14 protein-coding genes are annotated in these 16,904 nt (G+C 44.3%); 12 read left to right on the top strand and 2 right to left on the bottom strand.

The annotated features are described in order from the left end of the window. Positions 1-2: 2 nt before the first annotated feature. Both folE2 and plsY read right to left on the bottom strand, forming a co-directional pair. Complete coding sequence (folE2, locus tag HFA01_RS11250) at positions 3-935, bottom strand: GTP cyclohydrolase FolE2 (RefSeq protein ID WP_146816274.1); 933 nt, start codon at positions 933-935, stop codon at positions 3-5. A 172-nt stretch (positions 936-1,107) separates the two neighbouring features. After that, entirely contained in the window at positions 1,108-1,689 is a 582-nt protein-coding gene (gene plsY / locus HFA01_RS11245) for a glycerol-3-phosphate 1-O-acyltransferase PlsY (RefSeq protein WP_146816272.1), read from the bottom strand. A 262-nt stretch (positions 1,690-1,951) separates the two neighbouring features. Here plsY and HFA01_RS11240 point away from each other — a divergent pair, with 262 nt between their 5' ends. The 12 genes from HFA01_RS11240 to HFA01_RS11185 all read left to right on the top strand — a co-directional run bounded on the left by HFA01_RS11240 (position 1,952) and on the right by HFA01_RS11185 (position 16,891). Beyond that, positions 1,952-3,022: an ABC transporter ATP-binding protein gene (locus HFA01_RS11240; protein WP_146816270.1), complete on the top strand. Its 1,071-nt coding sequence runs from the start codon at positions 1,952-1,954 to the stop codon at positions 3,020-3,022. Then, positions 3,019-4,545: an ABC transporter permease/substrate-binding protein gene (locus tag HFA01_RS11235; RefSeq protein WP_146816268.1), complete on the top strand. Its 1,527-nt coding sequence runs from the start codon at positions 3,019-3,021 to the stop codon at positions 4,543-4,545. The genes HFA01_RS11240 and HFA01_RS11235 overlap by 4 nt, the downstream gene beginning before the upstream one ends. 11 nt (positions 4,546-4,556) lie before the next feature. Next, positions 4,557-4,970 carry a CoA-binding protein gene (locus HFA01_RS11230; RefSeq protein WP_146816266.1) on the top strand — a complete coding sequence of 138 codons (414 nt, stop codon included), beginning with the start codon at positions 4,557-4,559 and terminating at the stop codon, positions 4,968-4,970. Positions 4,971-5,433: 463 nt separating this feature from the next. Next, entirely contained in the window at positions 5,434-7,389 is a 1,956-nt protein-coding gene (gene parE, locus HFA01_RS11225) for a DNA topoisomerase IV subunit B (protein WP_146816264.1), read from the top strand. 15 nt (positions 7,390-7,404) lie between these two features. Beyond that, positions 7,405-9,861, top strand: coding sequence for a DNA topoisomerase IV subunit A (gene parC, locus HFA01_RS11220; RefSeq protein ID WP_146816262.1), 2,457 nt, complete (start codon positions 7,405-7,407; stop codon positions 9,859-9,861). Positions 9,862-10,077: 216 nt separating this feature from the next. After that, positions 10,078-10,710: a TetR/AcrR family transcriptional regulator gene (locus tag HFA01_RS11215; RefSeq protein WP_146816260.1), complete on the top strand. Its 633-nt coding sequence runs from the start codon at positions 10,078-10,080 to the stop codon at positions 10,708-10,710. Between the two features lie 69 nt (positions 10,711-10,779). Then, entirely contained in the window at positions 10,780-11,922 is a 1,143-nt protein-coding gene (locus tag HFA01_RS11210; RefSeq protein ID WP_146816258.1) for an acyl-CoA dehydrogenase, read from the top strand. A gap of 22 nt (positions 11,923-11,944) precedes the next feature. Continuing rightward, the gene (locus HFA01_RS11205) at positions 11,945-13,585 is read left to right on the top strand and encodes an AMP-binding protein (RefSeq protein WP_146816256.1); all 1,641 of its coding nucleotides are present in this window, start codon (positions 11,945-11,947) and stop codon (positions 13,583-13,585) included. A 17-nt stretch (positions 13,586-13,602) separates the two neighbouring features. Further along, on the top strand, positions 13,603-14,958 hold the full coding sequence (locus tag HFA01_RS11200; protein WP_146816254.1) for an acetyl-CoA carboxylase biotin carboxylase subunit: 1,356 nt from the start codon (positions 13,603-13,605) through the stop codon (positions 14,956-14,958). Between the two features lie 12 nt (positions 14,959-14,970). Further along, positions 14,971-15,183 carry an acetyl-CoA carboxylase biotin carboxyl carrier protein subunit gene (locus HFA01_RS19095; RefSeq protein WP_146816252.1) on the top strand — a complete coding sequence of 71 codons (213 nt, stop codon included), beginning with the start codon at positions 14,971-14,973 and terminating at the stop codon, positions 15,181-15,183. Positions 15,184-15,196: 13 nt separating this feature from the next. After that, positions 15,197-16,105: a hydroxymethylglutaryl-CoA lyase gene (locus HFA01_RS11190; RefSeq protein WP_146816250.1), complete on the top strand. Its 909-nt coding sequence runs from the start codon at positions 15,197-15,199 to the stop codon at positions 16,103-16,105. A gap of 3 nt (positions 16,106-16,108) precedes the next feature. Beyond that, entirely contained in the window at positions 16,109-16,891 is a 783-nt protein-coding gene (locus tag HFA01_RS11185) for an enoyl-CoA hydratase (protein ID WP_146816248.1), read from the top strand. The last annotated feature ends 13 nt before the right edge of the window (positions 16,892-16,904 follow it).

The following is a 16,904-nucleotide window of genomic DNA, read 5'->3' as shown; positions in this document are numbered from 1 at the left end:
TTTTACTCAGCTTCTTTTTTCTTATCATAACTAAGAGTAGCCACCGCATCATGCAGGTGAATGGATTCTTCGTTACGGCACTTCACTGTGAATGCTTCTACAAATGAATACTCATAAAGGTCGGCGGCTACAAGTCGTACGATATCTTCAACAAATCGAGGATTTTCATAAGCTTGTTCCGTAACCATCTTTTCGTCAGGGCGCTTCAGTACCGGGTGGATGCGGGCACTTGCATTGCTTTCTGCCGCTTCTAAGAGTGCCGCTTTCCAGTCGATTTCCTGCTCTTTGAAGTCATCCGTCAGTTTCACACTCATAGTCACATTTCCGCGCTGGTTGTGCGCACTATATTCACTGATTTCCTTAGAGCAAGGGCACAGCGTCGTAATTTTCCCTGTAAGAGAAACCGTCACATCATGTCCGGTTTCCTTGTCATACTCGACGCGGATGGTTGCATCCGCGTGGTTCATCCCTGCAAGACCAGAGTATGGACCTTTTCGTTCAAAGAACCAAGGAAAGGATACTTCCACTTCCGCATCCGATTGCTTGAGGCGGCCGGCCAGTTCCTCGGTGAACTGTTTTAGAGTGACGATATCGACGGCGAATCCTTCATTGTGGTATTTATCGAGCTGCTCGGTGAAGCGGCTCATATTCGTCCCTTTACTCCCTTGAGTAATCGAGGATCCGAATGAAAAGCTACCGATCGTTGTTTGGATCTCAGGTGTCATCGTGCTGGGAATACGAATAGGGTGTTTGACGTTAGAAACCCCCACCATATCAATATCGAATAAAAAGTCTTTTTTCGAGTTTTGAAGGTCAGCCATCTGGTCTTTTTCCATAGGCTTTGTCCGTGGACCCGGCTCCACTGATCCGAATAATTTATGACGTTCTTTTTTTGATGGTAATTGTTTGTTTTGGTTCAATTCAGTCTTATTCATAACAAAGACTCCTTTCAGGCCTTCTTTCTATGTCAAAGTATACAATATGTATTTCTGAATATACAATGGATTGCTTGATGAGTGTGCATTTATAGAATACACCATAAAAGAAAGCCTATCCTTCTATGGGATAGACTATCTTCGCAATCGTTACCCTTTTAAGCTATAGATCCTACATCCATGTGATTTTAGGCTCTGTTTTATTGATGATTCTCTTGATATTGGCGCGGTGACGATAGATCACAAAGATGGTAAACAGGGAAATAATGATAGTCAAACCATAATCCTGTACGACCAAAGTGGCTATAATGCCAACGATTCCGCTTATCATGGAAGATAAGGAGACATATTTACTTAAATAGAGAACGATGAAAAAGGACAATAATAGCACGGCAAAGATGATTGGGTTAACACCGAGAATGACGCCTCCAGATGTGGCAACAGCTTTTCCACCTTTAAAGCCTGCAAATACAGGATACATGTGACCGACAACAGCAAAAATGCCAATAACAAGAGGGATGACCTCAGCGCCCATAAAATATGGGAGAGCGGCGGCTGCAGTCCCTTTCAAAATGTCAGCGATGGTAACGATTAATCCTGCTTTAATTCCTAAAACCCGGAATGTATTCGTGCCTCCAAGGTTTCCGCTTCCATGTTCGCGTATATCCGTATCGTAACCGATTTTACCTACAATTAACCCTGAAGGGATGGACCCAAGGAGATAGGCGATGAGGATATAAAGTACATATTCCAATAAGTTCAACTCCTTCTGCACTTTCTACTATTTTATCATGGGCTTCATAGTTAAAGAACTCTAATTTCATAAAGGCAACTTCTCTATTATATCAATTTAGTACCAGGTATCAAGTTGTTTTGTCATACCTTTGGAGGAGATGGCGGCTTCGTGTTCAATAAAATCGCATAGGATTCATATGCATTATGATTGCAAAATGTTTCATATTGTGGAAATGTGGTTATAGAAATAGGTCTTTTATTTTTTGCTTAGGGGGAAAACGATGATCACGTTCACTGATGTAACGAAGACTTACCCGGATGGAACGACAGCGTTGAAAAAAATCAACCTGGAAGTGCAAGAAGGAGAATTACTCGCACTGATCGGTCCAAGTGGCTGCGGGAAAACAACAACGATGAAAATGATTAACCGTCTGATTCAGCCGACGGAAGGGACCATTACCATACATAATAAAGATATTAGAGAATACAACATTCACGAATTGCGTTGGAATATCGGTTATGTGTTACAGGAAATTGCTCTCTTCCCACATATGACGGTAGAAGAGAACATATCTGTTGTACCGGAAATGAGAAAGTGGAAGAAAAAGGATTTATCAAAACGGATTGATGAATTGATGAATATGGTTGGACTGGATGCGGAAAAGCACCGTAAAAGAAAACCAAGTGAACTCTCCGGCGGACAGCAGCAACGGGTCGGAGTCATACGGGCGTTGGCGGCTGACCCTGACATAATCTTAATGGATGAACCATTTAGTGCCCTGGATCCAATCAGCAGGGAACAGTTGCAAAACGACATCCGTCAATTGCAGAAAGAAATCAAGAAAACCATCGTCTTCGTCACCCACGACATGGACGAAGCTCTTGCACTAGGCGATCGAGTCTGCCTCATGAAAGCAGGGGAAATCGTCCAGTTGGATACGCCGCAGAACCTCATATTGAATCCATCCAATAAGTTTGTTGAAGATTTCATTGGAGGAAGAAAAACTCCCTGGCAGACAGCTGTGGATGTCATCATGAATCATTCGGAAAAGCGTGTGGTCTCAGTAAAAGAATACAAGGAAGGCCATGTCCTGCTGGATGGGCCTTTTGCCCTTAAAGATCATAATGGGACGTATCAAGGGTTGATTGATGACGGGAATCAGGTGCAAGTGTCTCCGTTATCCAATGATATGATTTTGAGAGATGCGGTTCGAATTTTTGAAGAAGGCCACTCCTCTATTCTACCAGTCGTCAAAGGTGACCAATTGATCGGTACCTTATCCTACAGGGATATTGTCCTCTACCTTAAAGAACAGTCTCGTAAGAAGGAAGAGGAGGTAGAAAATAAATGAGTGAGTTTTTAGATGTTTTTAACCAACGGCAGGGCATCCTATTAGAGAAAATATGGGAACACCTGCAAATATCCATTATAGCATTAGTCATTGCTACTTTGATTTCCGTACCTCTCGGCTTATGGCTTACTAGAAAGCAGAGAATTGCGGAACCAATTATCGGCATGACAGCTGTTTTGCAGACGATTCCAAGCCTTGCTGTGCTGGCTTTCCTCATTCCATTTTTCGGTATTGGACAAACACCAGCCATCATTGCCCTTGCTGCTTATGGGCTCCTTCCTATCCTTCGAAACACGTACACAGGAATCAAGGAAGTTGATCCCGCTTTAAAGGAAGCGGCGACAGGGATGGGGATGAAATCATTCAGACGTCTTTCTAAAATCGAACTACCGATCGCCATGCCTGTCATTATGGCTGGAATACGCACATCCATGGTACTGATCGTAGGAACGACAACCATCGCTGCTCTTATAGGTGCAGGTGGCCTTGGGGATTTAATCCTACTTGGTTTGGATCGAGGGGGAGATGCCAATCTTATTTTGTTGGGTGCCATTCCAGCTGCATTGCTAGCCATAATTTTGGATCTTATTCTTCGCCTATTTGAACGAACGTCAGCTAAATCCGGCTTCCGTTCACTCGTCAGTTTATTAGTGATTGCAGCATTGATCGCTGTTGGTCCATTAGCGTTCGGTGGAAAAGTGAAGAATGATTTAACACTGGGAGCTAAGCTTGGATCAGAACCTGCTATTCTCATTAACATGTATAAGCTTTTAATAGAAGAAGAAACAGACTTGAACGTAGGTCTTGAACCGAACTTAGGAAAAACGGACCTGGTTTTTAGTGCGTTAGAAGAGGGTAGTATTGATATTTATCCAGAGTTTACAGGAACCGCAATCGTTTCTCTTTTAGGAGAGGAAGCGAACAGTAATGAACCACAGGAAGTATATGAACAGGCAAGAGAAGGCATGGCAGAAACCTATGACATGGCCTTTTTACAACCGATGCAATTCAACAATACCTACGCTGTAGCGACTACTCAGGAGCTTGCGGAACAGTACGATCTGGAAACAATCGGGGATTTGAAACCAGTTGAGGATCAAATTACAGCTGGGTTTACACTTGAATTCAATGATCGTCAGGACGGTTATCAAGGCATGAAAGATTTATACAATTTGAACCTTGGTGAAGTCCGTACAATGGATCCTGGTTTGCGACAGGGCGCTATTGAGAGCGGTGAAGTTGACATCATTGATGCTTACGCGACAGATAGTTATATGGTGGATCTTAATTTGAAAGTATTAGAAGATCCGGAAAATCTATTTCCACCATACCAGGGCGCACCTTTGATGAGGCAGGAAACCCTAGATCAATACCCAGAACTTGAGGAGATCCTAAATCAATTAGGAGGAAAGATTACTGGCGATAAAATGAGGGAAATGAACTACCAGGTGGATTTTGAAGATCGCGATCCTGAAGAAGTGGCCAGAGAGTATTTAGTCAATGAAGGATTAATCGACGAATAGGAGGTTTAAGGATGACTTTTGAAAATCCGTCCAATGCAGAGATTCGTGACCTATTGGCCCAATCGAAGACGATTGCTGTCGTAGGACTTTCCGATAAACCACACCGCACATCCTATCAAGTGAGTGAGGCGATGCAGAATGCCGGGTATAAGATTATCCCGGTGAACCCTCAAATTTCGGAGTCCCTTGGGGAAAAGGCCGTGGCTAGCCTTCGTGATATTCAGGAACCTATAGATATTATCAATGTTTTTCGACGCTCCGAACATCTGCCGCAAATTGCAATGGAATCGAAAAATATTGGGGCTAAAGCTTTTTGGGCTCAGCAAGGGGTGTATTCCGAAGAAGCGGCTCGCATCCTGAAAGACGATTCAAAGCTTGTCATCATGGACTCTTGCATTAAAGTCGCCCATGCGATTTATCGGTAAAAGAATAACAGTGAAAATGAAAAAATCCCTGTTCACTCAGGGGTTTTTTCATGTTTTTTGGAAGATTTATGTTTGCGAAACCTTATAAAATCGCTACAATATAACAAGCGACGTTTTTTGTTTGATACATTGATCAGCTCTATAAAACAGAAAAGGTCCCTTTCTTAGAAAGACCTTTCTTATTTGGAGAGCTAATGTTTAACAGAGCGGTTGTCTAAGAAACAATAAGAAATGTAAGCGAAATCAGACGGGGTCCTTTTACGAACCCTTCACTTGTGCAAGGTTCTTCAGCTTTATCTAGATCATAAGCCAATCAATGGAGTGGAAGAGCGAGACTCCACACCGTTGATTGACTTATGTCGTGAGTGTTGAAGTACCGGGAGATGCACTCATCGTTTACATAATCGAACGTTTGTTCTATTATTGATGTAGCAGTGTGTTAGAGAAAGGAGCCGATGGTAAATTGTCGAGTCAAAATCAAACGTATTCAGATGATTCTATTCAAGTGCTGGAGGGATTGGAGGCCGTTCGGAAACGACCGGGGATGTATATTGGATCCACGGATCATAGAGGTCTACACCATCTCGTTCACGAAATTGTAGATAACGCGATCGATGAGGCGTTATCTGGATTCGGCGAAAAAATGACTGTCACGCTCCATAAAGATGGTAGTGTATCGGTTCAGGATGAAGCGCGGGGAATGCCTACAGGAATGCATAAAACAGGAAAGCCTACACCAGAGGTCATTTTAACCGTCCTTCACGCAGGAGGAAAGTTCGGACAAGGAGGCTATAAATCCTCAGGTGGTTTACATGGTGTCGGCGCTTCTGTGGTAAATGCTCTATCCGAGTGGCTGGAAGTACACATCTGCAGAGATGGCGAGAAATTCTATCAAAGATTCGAGAACGGAGGCGTCCCTGTCACTTCTTTAGAAAATAAAGGGGCCACACGTAAAACCGGGACGACGATCCGTTTCAAACCGGATGCCTCTATTTTTTCAATAACCAAGTTTAATTTTGAAACTTTATCCGAACGTTTACGAGAAGCGGCATTCTTGTTGAAAGGATTCCGTATTGTCCTTGTGGATGAACGTAAAGAAACGGTCAAAGAAGAATATCAATATGATGACGGACTGGTCTCATTCGTCGAGTATTTAAATGAAGAAAAAGATACTTTGCATCCCGTTGTGTCTTTTGAGGGAAGTCATAGTGGAATTGAGGCAGACTTTGCTTTTCAATTCAATGACGGGTTTGCAGAGAACATTTTATCCTTTGTCAATAATGTGCGTACAAAAGATGGAGGAACCCATGAATCCGGAGCCAAAACGGCCATCACCAGGGTCTTTAATGACTATGCAAGACGAGCGCAACTTCTGAAAGATAAAGATAAGAATTTAGAAGGAAACGATATCAGAGAAGGATTCACCGCCGTTATATCGGTAAGGATTCCAGAAGAACTGCTTCAATTTGAAGGACAAACCAAGAGCAAACTTGGCACATCTGAAGCCCGTTCCGCAGTCGACGGCATCGTCGCAGAACAGTTGTCTTACTTCCTTGAAGAGAATCCGGATGTCGCTTCGATGCTCATAAAAAAAGCGATCAAAGCAAAAGAAGCGAGAGAAGCCGCCCGAAAAGCGAGAGAAGATGCTCGTTCAGGGAAGAAAAAGAAACGGAAGGATACGCTTTTAAGTGGGAAGCTCACTCCAGCTCAATCCAAAAACGCCAAGAAAAACGAGTTGTACCTTGTGGAGGGAGACTCAGCCGGCGGATCAGCAAAGCAGGGGCGTGACCGAAAATTCCAGGCCGTTCTTCCTTTGCGAGGAAAAGTAATCAATACAGAGAAAGCAAAAATTGCGGATATCTTCAAAAATGAAGAGATCTCCACAATCATCCATACCATCGGTGCGGGAGTTGGCGGGGACTTCACGCTCGAAGACTGTAACTATGATAAAATCGTCATCATGACCGATGCCGACACCGATGGAGCGCACATTCAAGTGCTATTGCTAACCTTCTTTTTCCGATACATGCGACCGCTTGTAGAAGCGGGGAAAGTATTTATCGCCCTTCCACCCCTTTATAAAGTTTCCAAAGGGAAAGGGAAGAAAGAAAAAGTCGAATATGCGTGGGATGAAGAAGGCATGCAGAAGATATTGAAGGAATTTAAAAACGGGTATACGATCCAACGATACAAAGGTTTAGGTGAAATGAATGCCGATCAGCTTTGGGAAACAACGATGAACCCCGAATCACGCACATTGATCCGTGTGACGATTGACGATATCGCCCGTGCCGAGCGCAGGGTTACGACGTTGATGGGAGATAAGGTTGAACCTCGCCGTAAATGGATTGAATCCCATGTCGCTTTTGGTCTTGAAGATGAAGCGAGCATACTAGAAAACGACAAAATACAGACATAAAAGGGGGACCTTCTGTTGGCAGAGGCAGAGAAGTTTTTAGATTTACCATTAGAAGAAGTTCTCGGAGACCGCTTCGGGAGATATAGTAAATACATCATCCAGGAACGTGCCCTCCCTGATGCAAGGGACGGGCTAAAGCCTGTACAGAGGCGTATCCTTTATGCGATGCACCAGGAAAAAAACACCCATGACAAAGCTTACCGGAAATCCGCGAAAACGGTTGGTACCGTTATTGGTAACTACCATCCTCACGGGGACACCTCCGTTTACGACGCAATGGTCCGTTTAAGTCAAACGTGGAAAGTGAGAAAATCCTTAGTGGAAATGCACGGAAATAACGGAAGTGTTGACGGCGACCCACCCGCTGCCATGCGTTATACGGAAGCAAGGCTTTCCGCTATTTCATCTGAATTGCTCAGGGATATAGAAAAACAGACAGTGGAGTTTATTCCAAACTTCGATGATACGATTGATGAACCAACCGTTCTTCCGGCCAAGTTCCCGAATCTTCTCGTCAACGGTTCTACCGGGATATCCGCAGGTTATGCGACAGAAATCCCTTCCCACAACCTGGGAGAGGTGATTGATGCGGTAATCATGAAGATCGATAAACCTCAGGCGACTGTACCTGAGCTGATGACAAAATTAAAAGGTCCGGATTTTCCTACTGGTGGAATTATTCAAGGGATCGATGGCATTCAAAAAGCTTATGAAACAGGAAAAGGAAAAATCGTCTTGCGCGGCCGTGCAGAAATACAAGAGCAGCGCGGGGGACGGGAACAAATCGTTATCGATGAAATTCCTTTTGAAGTGAATAAGGCAAGCATGGTCAAGCGGATGGACGAACTGAGAATCGATAAGAAAGTTGAAGGAATCGCTGAAGTTCGTGATGAAACCGATCGTACCGGACTGAGGGTCGTCATTGATCTGAAAAAAGATGCAAATAGTGAAGGGGTTCTCAATTACCTTTACAAGCATACTGACCTTCAAATCTCTTACAATTTCAATATGGTTGCCATCCATGAACGCACGCCCAGCCTTATGAGTCTTCCGATGATGCTTGATGCTTATATCAAGCACCAGAAAGAAGTGGTCACAAGACAGTCCATCTATGATTTGAATAAGGCGAAGTCTCGTGCTCATATTGTGGAAGGTCTAATCAAAGCGATTTCCATCTTGGATGATGTCATCGCAACCATTCGTGGCTCTAAAGATAAAGCGGATGCAAAGAAACAGCTCATCGCAAGTTATGATTTCTCTGAAGAACAATCAGAAGCGATCGTTACGTTACAGCTTTACCGTCTGACTAATACAGATATTACAGCCTTGCAAAAAGAAGCGGATGAACTTCAAAAGCAAATTGAGTACTTAGAAAAACTACTATCCAGTGAAAATGAGATGATGAAGGTCATTAAAGCCGATCTCCGTTCTATGAAAAAACAATACAACGATGATCGAATGACGAAGATTGAGGAAAAAGTGGAAGAGTTGAAAGTAGACCTTGAAGTGACGGTTGCAAGTGAAGATGTCCTCGTATCTGTAACGAAAGATGGGTATATTAAGCGGACAAGCCTCCGTTCCTATGCGGCATCAAACGGGGAAGATTTCGCTTTGAAAGACGGCGATCATCTGTTAGGTCTATTTGAAATCAATACAACGGATACCATTTTACTTTTTACGAACCTCGGTAAATATTTATTCTTACCTGTTCATAAACTGCCGGATATCCGGTGGAAGGATCTTGGCCAGTACATTTCAAACATCGTCCAAGTAGACAAAGAAGAATATATCGTTGAAGCTATCCCCGTTCGCGACTTTACAAAAGAGGAATACCTCATTTTCTTCACGAAGAACGGAATGGTGAAGAAGAGCGATCTACAGCTTTATCAAGCCCAGCGTCATTCCAAAGCTCTCGTTGCCATCAATCTCAAAAATGACGATGAAGTAGTGGATGTTCACAAAACGGATGGCCTTTCCGATTTGTTCATTGCAACGAAGAAAGCTTATGGCCTTTGGTATCATGAAGAAGAGGTAAACACTGTCGGTCAACGAGCGGCAGGTGTCAAAGCGATCAATCTGAAAGAAGATGATGAAGTTGTGTCTGGACAGTTGTTTAGAGCTTCTGAAGACCCATCCATCCTTCTGACCACTCATCGTGCGGCGGTGAAGCGGATGCGCTTGAAAGAGTTTGAACGAACCACCCGGGCAAAACGCGGGGTGCTCATGCTAAGAGAGTTGAAAAAGAATCCGCATCAATTAGTGGATGTGCACCTTGTGACTAGAGATGATCAAGTGATGATTATGACAAAAAAACAAGAGACCATTGTCGTCAATACGATGGACTTTAAAGCAAATGATCGATATAGCAACGGTTCTTATGTCCTGGATACCGAAGAAAAAGGACAAGCGGAAGAAGCATGGATCAAACCGGTCTATCGTGTTCCGTTTGAAACAGAATCCGATACCCAATAATAAGCAAAGCCCTCTGCGTTCAGAGGGCTTTTTTGTATGGAAGTAAGAGTGGTCTCTTCCTCTTCCTTGATCGGACCTGTTCATGAACCCTCCCGAACCGATCATAGATAGGGAGAGCTGTAGGATCGATGAACATTTGAAGTCATTCTTTAGACCGTTGTATTTTCAGAAAAATGTGATAAAATGAGTGTATATTCAGCAGATGGGAGTTGATGTATGAGCGATTTGCGTGAAAAGATTATCCAGACGTCTCTAGAGTTGTTCGACCGCCACGGGTTTCACGGCGTTACAGTAAAACAAATTGTCCAGCAAACAAATACATCGAAAGGCGGCTTTTATCATCACTTTCAGTCAAAGGATGAACTTCTATTCGTCATTCACGACACGTTTATTACATATGTATTGAAAGAAGCACAGGCCGCTAATGTTATTCATTCTTCTCCTATACCAAAAGTCCAGGCGATCATTCAATCTTTTGTTCAAGTGTTTGACTTGTACAAACCACATATATCGGTGTTTTATCAGGAAAGCCTGTATTTGAAACCAGCGTATGAAGAAGAGATCAAAGGAAAACGTGATGAATTCAAACGCATGGTGTTCAATGTCATTGCGGAAGGCCAAGATTCTGGCCACTTCCGGAAAGAACTTCCGCTTGAGATCACCGGCATGGCAATCTTGGGTATGGTCAACTGGATCTATAAATGGTACCGGAGGGATGGAACGTACACCATCGATCAAATCGCAGAGGTTTTTACTGATCTGGTGCTTCACTTTTTGCTTCCAGGTAAAGAAGACAGTGAATACTTCCGTCATATGTTAAAAGTTCCTTTTTTTTATGAAAGCGAGTAAACGCTTTCATTTTATTTATCAGTACAACAGACCAACCAGTCGGTCTTTATTTCCCTAAGGAGGAATCATATGAATTTCGATTTAACGAAAGAACAGGAAATGACAAGGAAGATGGTTCGTGATTTTTCAGAGGATGTGATCGCTCCACGAGCCGTGGATATCGACATCAACAGTGAATTTCCAAAAGATATCTTTGATGAAATGGGCAAGCTTGGACTTCTTGGCATCCCGTTCCCTGAAGAGTATGGCGGATCAGGTGGAGATACGGTCAGTTATGCTCTTGCTGTGGAAGAGATCGGTCGTGTTTGTGGATCTACGGGCCTCAGTTACGCAGCGGCTGTTTCTCTAGGCGCGAGTCCTATTTATTATTTTGGGACAGAAGAACAAAAGCAAGAATTTCTTACCCCGCTTGCTAAAGGTGAAGGGTTGGCTTCTTTTGGGTTGACCGAACCGAATGCGGGCTCAGATGCAGGAGGAACGAAGACGCGTGCCGAATTGAAAGGTGACCACTATATTATCAATGGAGAAAAGTGCTGGATAACAAATGCTGAATATGCGAGATCCATCACGGTCACTGCAGTTTCAGGAAAGCGCGACGACGGAAAAAACATCATATCCGCTTTTATTGTTCCAAAAGATACACCAGGCATGAAGATTACGAGTCCTTATGACAAAATGGGCGTTCGTGGTTCGAACACGTCTGAAATCATTTTGGAAGATGTTAAAGTACCAAAAGAAAACATTCTCGGTGATCCGGAAAAAGGGTTTAAGCAATTCCTTTACACGCTGGATGGCGGAAGGATTTCCATTGCTGCACTGGCAGTAGGAATTGCGCAAGCGTCGTTGGACCGCGCCCTCGCCTATGCGAAAGAACGGAAGCAATTTGGTCAGCCGATCACAAAATTTCAGGCCATTCAGTTTAAGTTGGCTGACATGGCTATGGAAGTGGAACTTGCGCGAAACATGGTTCTGAAGGCAGCTTGGTTGAAAGATCAGGGAAGGAATTTCACGAAAGAGTCGGCGTATGCGAAACTCTTTGCATCAGAAACGGCGTTCCGCTCTGCCAATCAGGCTATCCAAATACATGGTGGTTACGGATATATGAGAGAATACGAAGTCGAGCGTTTTCTTCGTGATGCGAAACTCCTCGAAATTGGTGAAGGAACATCTGAAATCCAGCGCTTGGTCATTGCCCGTCAGTTAGGTTGTTAAAAATTTTAAAGGAGGAAATGGTATGTCCCTACTAGAACAGACGGTTGGTGAATTGTTAGAACAGCAGGCAGAGGCCCATCCCGACCATGAGGCGTTCGTATACCCTGAGCAAGGTCTTAGAAAAACCTATGCTGAATTCAATGATATGACGGACATAGTAGCAAAGGGATTCATGGCTCTTGGAATTGAAAAAGGCGAGCACGTAGCCATTTGGTCTGATAACAAGCCGGAATGGCTACAGTCCCAATTCGCTTCTGGGAAAATGGGTGGCGTGCTCGTCACCGTCAACACGAACTATCGTGCTCAGGAGCTTGAATATTTATTAAAACAATCGGATGCGTCCACTTTGATTCTTGCTGAGGATTTCAAAGGCACTTCTTACATTGATATCCTGAAAGAAATCTGCCCAGAGCTTGAAACTTCAGAAAAAGGAGATCTCCAGAGTGATCGACTGCCATTTTTAAAGAACGTGGTCGTTTTGAGTGACAAGTCCTATCGCGGCTGTTATTCATGGCAGGATGTCCTGGATATGGCGATGACCGTCACTGACGATGAATTGAAAGAGCGGAAACAAAGCCTCCATCATCGTGACGTGATCAACATGCAGTACACTTCAGGAACGACAGGTTTTCCAAAAGGAGTCATGTTAAGTCACTACAATATTGTGAACAACGGAAACCAGGTAGCAGATTGCATGCGTCTGACAGAAGAAGACCGCCTTTGTATTCCGGTGCCATTCTTCCACTGTTTCGGATGTGTATTAGGTACGATGGCTGCTGTTTCCAAAGGAACCACGATGGTCATTTTAGAACAATTCGATCCTAAAAAAGTGCTGCAGGCAGTGAAAGAAGAAAACTGCACAGCCCTTCATGGAGTGCCCACCATGTTCATTGCCGAATTGAACCATCCTGAATACGAAGACTTGAAGCCGACGACCTTACGAACAGGAATCATGGCAGGATCCACGTGTCCGATGGAAGTCATGAAGAGTGTGATTGAAGATATGGGAGCGGAAGAAATCACGATCGCTTATGGACAGACGGAATCATCTCCTGTTATTACGCAGACGAAAGCAGATGATCCGATTGATTTAAGAGTAAGCAGTGTCGGCCGGGCTCATCCGAATGTCGAGGTGAAGATTATCGAGCCTGCTACAGGTGAAGAAGTCGAGACAGGGGTCCCTGGTGAACTTTGCACGCGAGGATACCTTGTTATGGAAGGTTACTACAAAAACGAGGAAGCAACGATGACTGCGATCGATCCGGATGGCTGGCTTCATACGGGAGATATTGCGGTCATGGATGAAAATGGATATATCGAAATCACCGGTAGGATCAAGGATATGATCATTCGCGGAGGCGAAAACGTCTATCCGAGAGAAATTGAAGAATTTTTGTATCAGCACCCGGACATTCTCGATGTGCAAGTGGTCGGGGTCCCTGATGAAAAGTATGGGGAAGAGATCATGGCCTGGATTATTCCGAAAGAAGGCAAACAATTAAATGAAAGCGATATCAGGGATTTCAGCGAAGGTAAAATTTCAAAACATAAAATCCCTCGTTATATAAGCTTTACGGATGAATACCCGATGACGGCGAGCGGGAAAATTCAGAAATTCAGACTCCGGGAACACGCGCTTGAAATGATGAACTTAAAATCCTAAAGGAGAGGTGATCACTGGTGTTTCAAAAAATACTAATTGCCAACCGGGGAGAGATTGCTTCCCGGATCATTCGGACATGTCAAAGGCTGAACATCCAGACAGTCGCTGTCTATTCGGAAGCGGATCAACATGCCCCTTATGTACAAATGGCGGATGAGAGCCATCTCATTGGGAAGCCACGTGTCAATGAATCGTACTTGAACATCGATAAAATTTTGCAAGTAGCCAAAGATTCCGGAGCGGAAGCGATTCACCCGGGATACGGACTTTTAAGTGAAAATGCTGAGTTTGCAAGAAGAACCGAAGAAGCAGGGCTTACCTTTATCGGACCGAATGCAGATGTCATTTCGAAAATGGGAGATAAGATTGCCGCAAGAGCAGAAATGAAAGCGGCTGGTGTCCCAATCATCCCTGGAACGGAAGATGCTGTTGCGAACACAGAGGATGCCAAGAAAATTGCTAGTGAATTCGGATATCCGGTCATGCTGAAAGCAGCAGCGGGCGGCGGTGGCATCGGCATGCAGGCGGTCTATAATGATGAAGAACTGGAAAAAGCATTTGAAGGCAACTCCAAACGGGCCCAGGCCTTTTTTGGGGACGGGAAAATGTTCATTGAGAAATTGATCGAGGATCCGCGTCATATCGAAATTCAAGTGTTAGCGGATCGTCACGGAAATGCTGTTCACTTATTTGAAAGAGAGTGCTCCATCCAGCGCAGGCATCAAAAAGTCGTAGAAGAAGCTCCATCACCGGTTCTTTCTGAAGCAACACGAGAGAAAATGGGAGAAAGCGCGCTCAAAGCGGTTTATTCTCTTGGCTATTCCAATGCCGGTACGATTGAGTTTCTAGTTGATGATGATGAGAATTTTTATTTCCTTGAAATGAATACACGCTTACAAGTCGAGCACCCGGTAACGGAACAGATTACAGGGATCGACCTAGTCGAACAACAGCTGAGAGTAGCGGATGGTGAAAAGTTATCCCTTAAACAGAAGGATTTGACCATCAATGGACACGCGATTGAAGTGAGAATCTATGCGGAAGATCCCAATACTTTCTATCCTTCTCCAGGAAAATTGACGAAAATGGTCCTGCCTGAAGGCCATGGTGTCCGCCACGAGCTAGCGGTAGAAGGAGATTCACAAGTGACGCCGTTCTATGATCCTATGATTGCTAAACTCGTCGTTCATGGAGAGAATCGCGAGGATGCCATAGAAAGACTAACAAAAGCCCTTCATGAATACGAGATTGAAGGCATCAAATGCAACCTGACGATGCTTAAGCGCGTTGTCACCCACGAGAAGTTCAAAGAAGGCGAAACAAAAACCACATTCGTAGAAAACTATTATCTACCAACATTGACGAATCATTAAGGAGGAACAATCATGACAGAAATCAAAGCATCCATGGCAGGAAGTGTATGGAAAATTGTTGCAAACCAGGGGGACCAAGTGAACGATGGGGAGGATATCGCCATCCTGGAATCTATGAAAATGGAGATTCCAATCCCCGCAGAAACATCTGGAACGGTCAAAGAGTTAAAAGTGAGTGAAGGGGATTTCGTCAACGAAGGGGACGTCATCGCAATCATCGAATAAACAGGAGGTTCTTATGTTGGAATGGCCTGAAAAAGTCACCATTAAAGAAGTCGGTCCGCGTGATGGCCTGCAGAATGAACCTGTAGAAGTGCCGCTTCAAGATAAGGTTGCCTGGATCGACCTTTTGTCTGAAGCGGGATACTCCTACATCGAATTTAGTTCATTCGTCCATCCGAAGTGGATCCCACAGTTAAAAGATGCAAAAGAGGTGGCAGAGATGATCTCACGAAAGAAAGGGATCACCTATGCCGCTCTTGTCCCTAACCGGAGAGGGCTTGAATCAGCGATTGATACGGACGTGGATGAAGTTTCTGTGTTCATGTCCGCTTCCGATACGCATAACAAAAAAAACATCAACAAGTCTATTGAAGAAACGTATCCGGTTCTGAAAGAAGTTGTCCAAGAAGCAAAATTAGAAGGGAAGAGCGTGAGAGGTTATGTCTCTACGGTTTTTGGATGTCCTTATGAAGGAGCTATTGCTACAGACCAGGTCGCACGGGTTAGTGAGTGTCTACTGGAGATGGGCATTGATGAACTCTCATTAGGAGATACGATTGGCGTAGCAAATCCTAGACAAGTCGATCAAGCGCTTTCCGAATGGAAACAATGGCTGCCTTTCGATAAGCTTGCTATGCATTTTCACAATACCAGAGGGATGGCCTTATCCAACGTCCTTGTCTCCATGCAGCATAACATCACCACTTTTGATGCGGCCCTAGGAGGGCTCGGGGGCTGTCCTTACGCCAAAGGAGCTTCCGGAAACTTAGCAACTGACGACCTTGTGCACATGCTCCATCAAATGGGTATTGAAACAGGGATCGATGAAGAAAAGCTGAAGGAAGCGGCCATTTATATCCAACGCGTCCTGAATAAGGCATTGCCAAGTCATCAAATGCAGGTGATAAACAAAGAAAGGGTGTAACGAATGGAGGAGCTAGTCACGTTAGAGGAGCTTTCCCCCCATGTATATGTACTGAAATTAAACCGTCCCGATGCAGCGAATGCATTGTCTACAGACTTGCTGTCTCAACTGCAGGAAAAAGCTCACGAAATCAATCGACGACAGGAAATCAGGGTGGTTCTAGTGACTGGGGAAGGAACGAAAGCCTTTTGCGCAGGGGCCGATCTGAAAGAACGAAGGGGAATGAGTGACGAAGAAGTCATCCAGACCGTTAAAAAAATCGGAGATACAGTCCGGATGATTGAAGACATTCATGTACCGACAATCGCTGTCATCAACGGGGTCGCGTTTGGTGGCGGACTTGAACTCGCGCTTGCCTGTGACTTACGTATGATGAGTACATCCACAAAAGTGGGACTGACGGAAACATCGCTTGCCATCATCCCAGGCGCAGGTGGAACCCAGCGTCTATCCAGACTGATTGGAATCGGTCAGGCGAAAGCAATGATTTATTCTGCGAAGCCGGTGGAAGCAAAGCGAGCGTATACCCTTGGTCTTGTTGAATATATGTACGAACCGCAATTCCTTATGGAAGAAGCGAAGGACTTGGCTGCTTGCATCGCACGGAACGGTCCAATTGCTATGAAGCAGGCGAAAAAAGCAATCAATCAGGGATATGACACCGATTTGTCTTCAGGTCTTGAGATTGAACGTGCCTGTTATGAAACGACGATTCCAACCGATGATCGTGTAGAAGGACTTCAAGCATTTAAGGAAAAAAGGAAACCGGAATACAAAGGAGAATAAAAGGTGGAAAAAA

The organism is Halobacillus faecis, from assembly GCF_007991335.1.
Taxonomy (GTDB): Bacteria; Bacillota; Bacilli; order Bacillales; family Halobacillaceae; genus Halobacillus; species Halobacillus faecis.
The sequence above is the reverse complement of the archived record's forward strand: the minus strand, read 5'-3'. Positions and strand labels throughout refer to the sequence as shown.

Excerpts from the sequence above, each read along its gene's own strand:
- folE2 (WP_146816274.1), bottom strand. The coding sequence starts at position 935 with ATGAATAAGACTGAATTGAACCAAAACAAACAATTACCATCAAAAAAA.
- HFA01_RS11240 (WP_146816270.1), top strand. The coding sequence starts at position 1,952 with ATGATCACGTTCACTGATGTAACGAAGACTTACCCGGATGGAACGACA.
- HFA01_RS11235 (WP_146816268.1), top strand. The coding sequence starts at position 3,019 with ATGAGTGAGTTTTTAGATGTTTTTAACCAACGGCAGGGCATCCTATTA.
- HFA01_RS11230 (WP_146816266.1), top strand. The coding sequence starts at position 4,557 with ATGACTTTTGAAAATCCGTCCAATGCAGAGATTCGTGACCTATTGGCC.
- HFA01_RS11215 (WP_146816260.1), top strand. The coding sequence starts at position 10,078 with ATGAGCGATTTGCGTGAAAAGATTATCCAGACGTCTCTAGAGTTGTTC.
- HFA01_RS11210 (WP_146816258.1), top strand. The coding sequence starts at position 10,780 with ATGAATTTCGATTTAACGAAAGAACAGGAAATGACAAGGAAGATGGTT.
- HFA01_RS11205 (WP_146816256.1), top strand. The coding sequence starts at position 11,945 with ATGTCCCTACTAGAACAGACGGTTGGTGAATTGTTAGAACAGCAGGCA.
- HFA01_RS19095 (WP_146816252.1), top strand. The coding sequence starts at position 14,971 with ATGACAGAAATCAAAGCATCCATGGCAGGAAGTGTATGGAAAATTGTT.
- HFA01_RS11190 (WP_146816250.1), top strand. The coding sequence starts at position 15,197 with ATGTTGGAATGGCCTGAAAAAGTCACCATTAAAGAAGTCGGTCCGCGT.
- HFA01_RS11185 (WP_146816248.1), top strand. The coding sequence starts at position 16,109 with ATGGAGGAGCTAGTCACGTTAGAGGAGCTTTCCCCCCATGTATATGTA.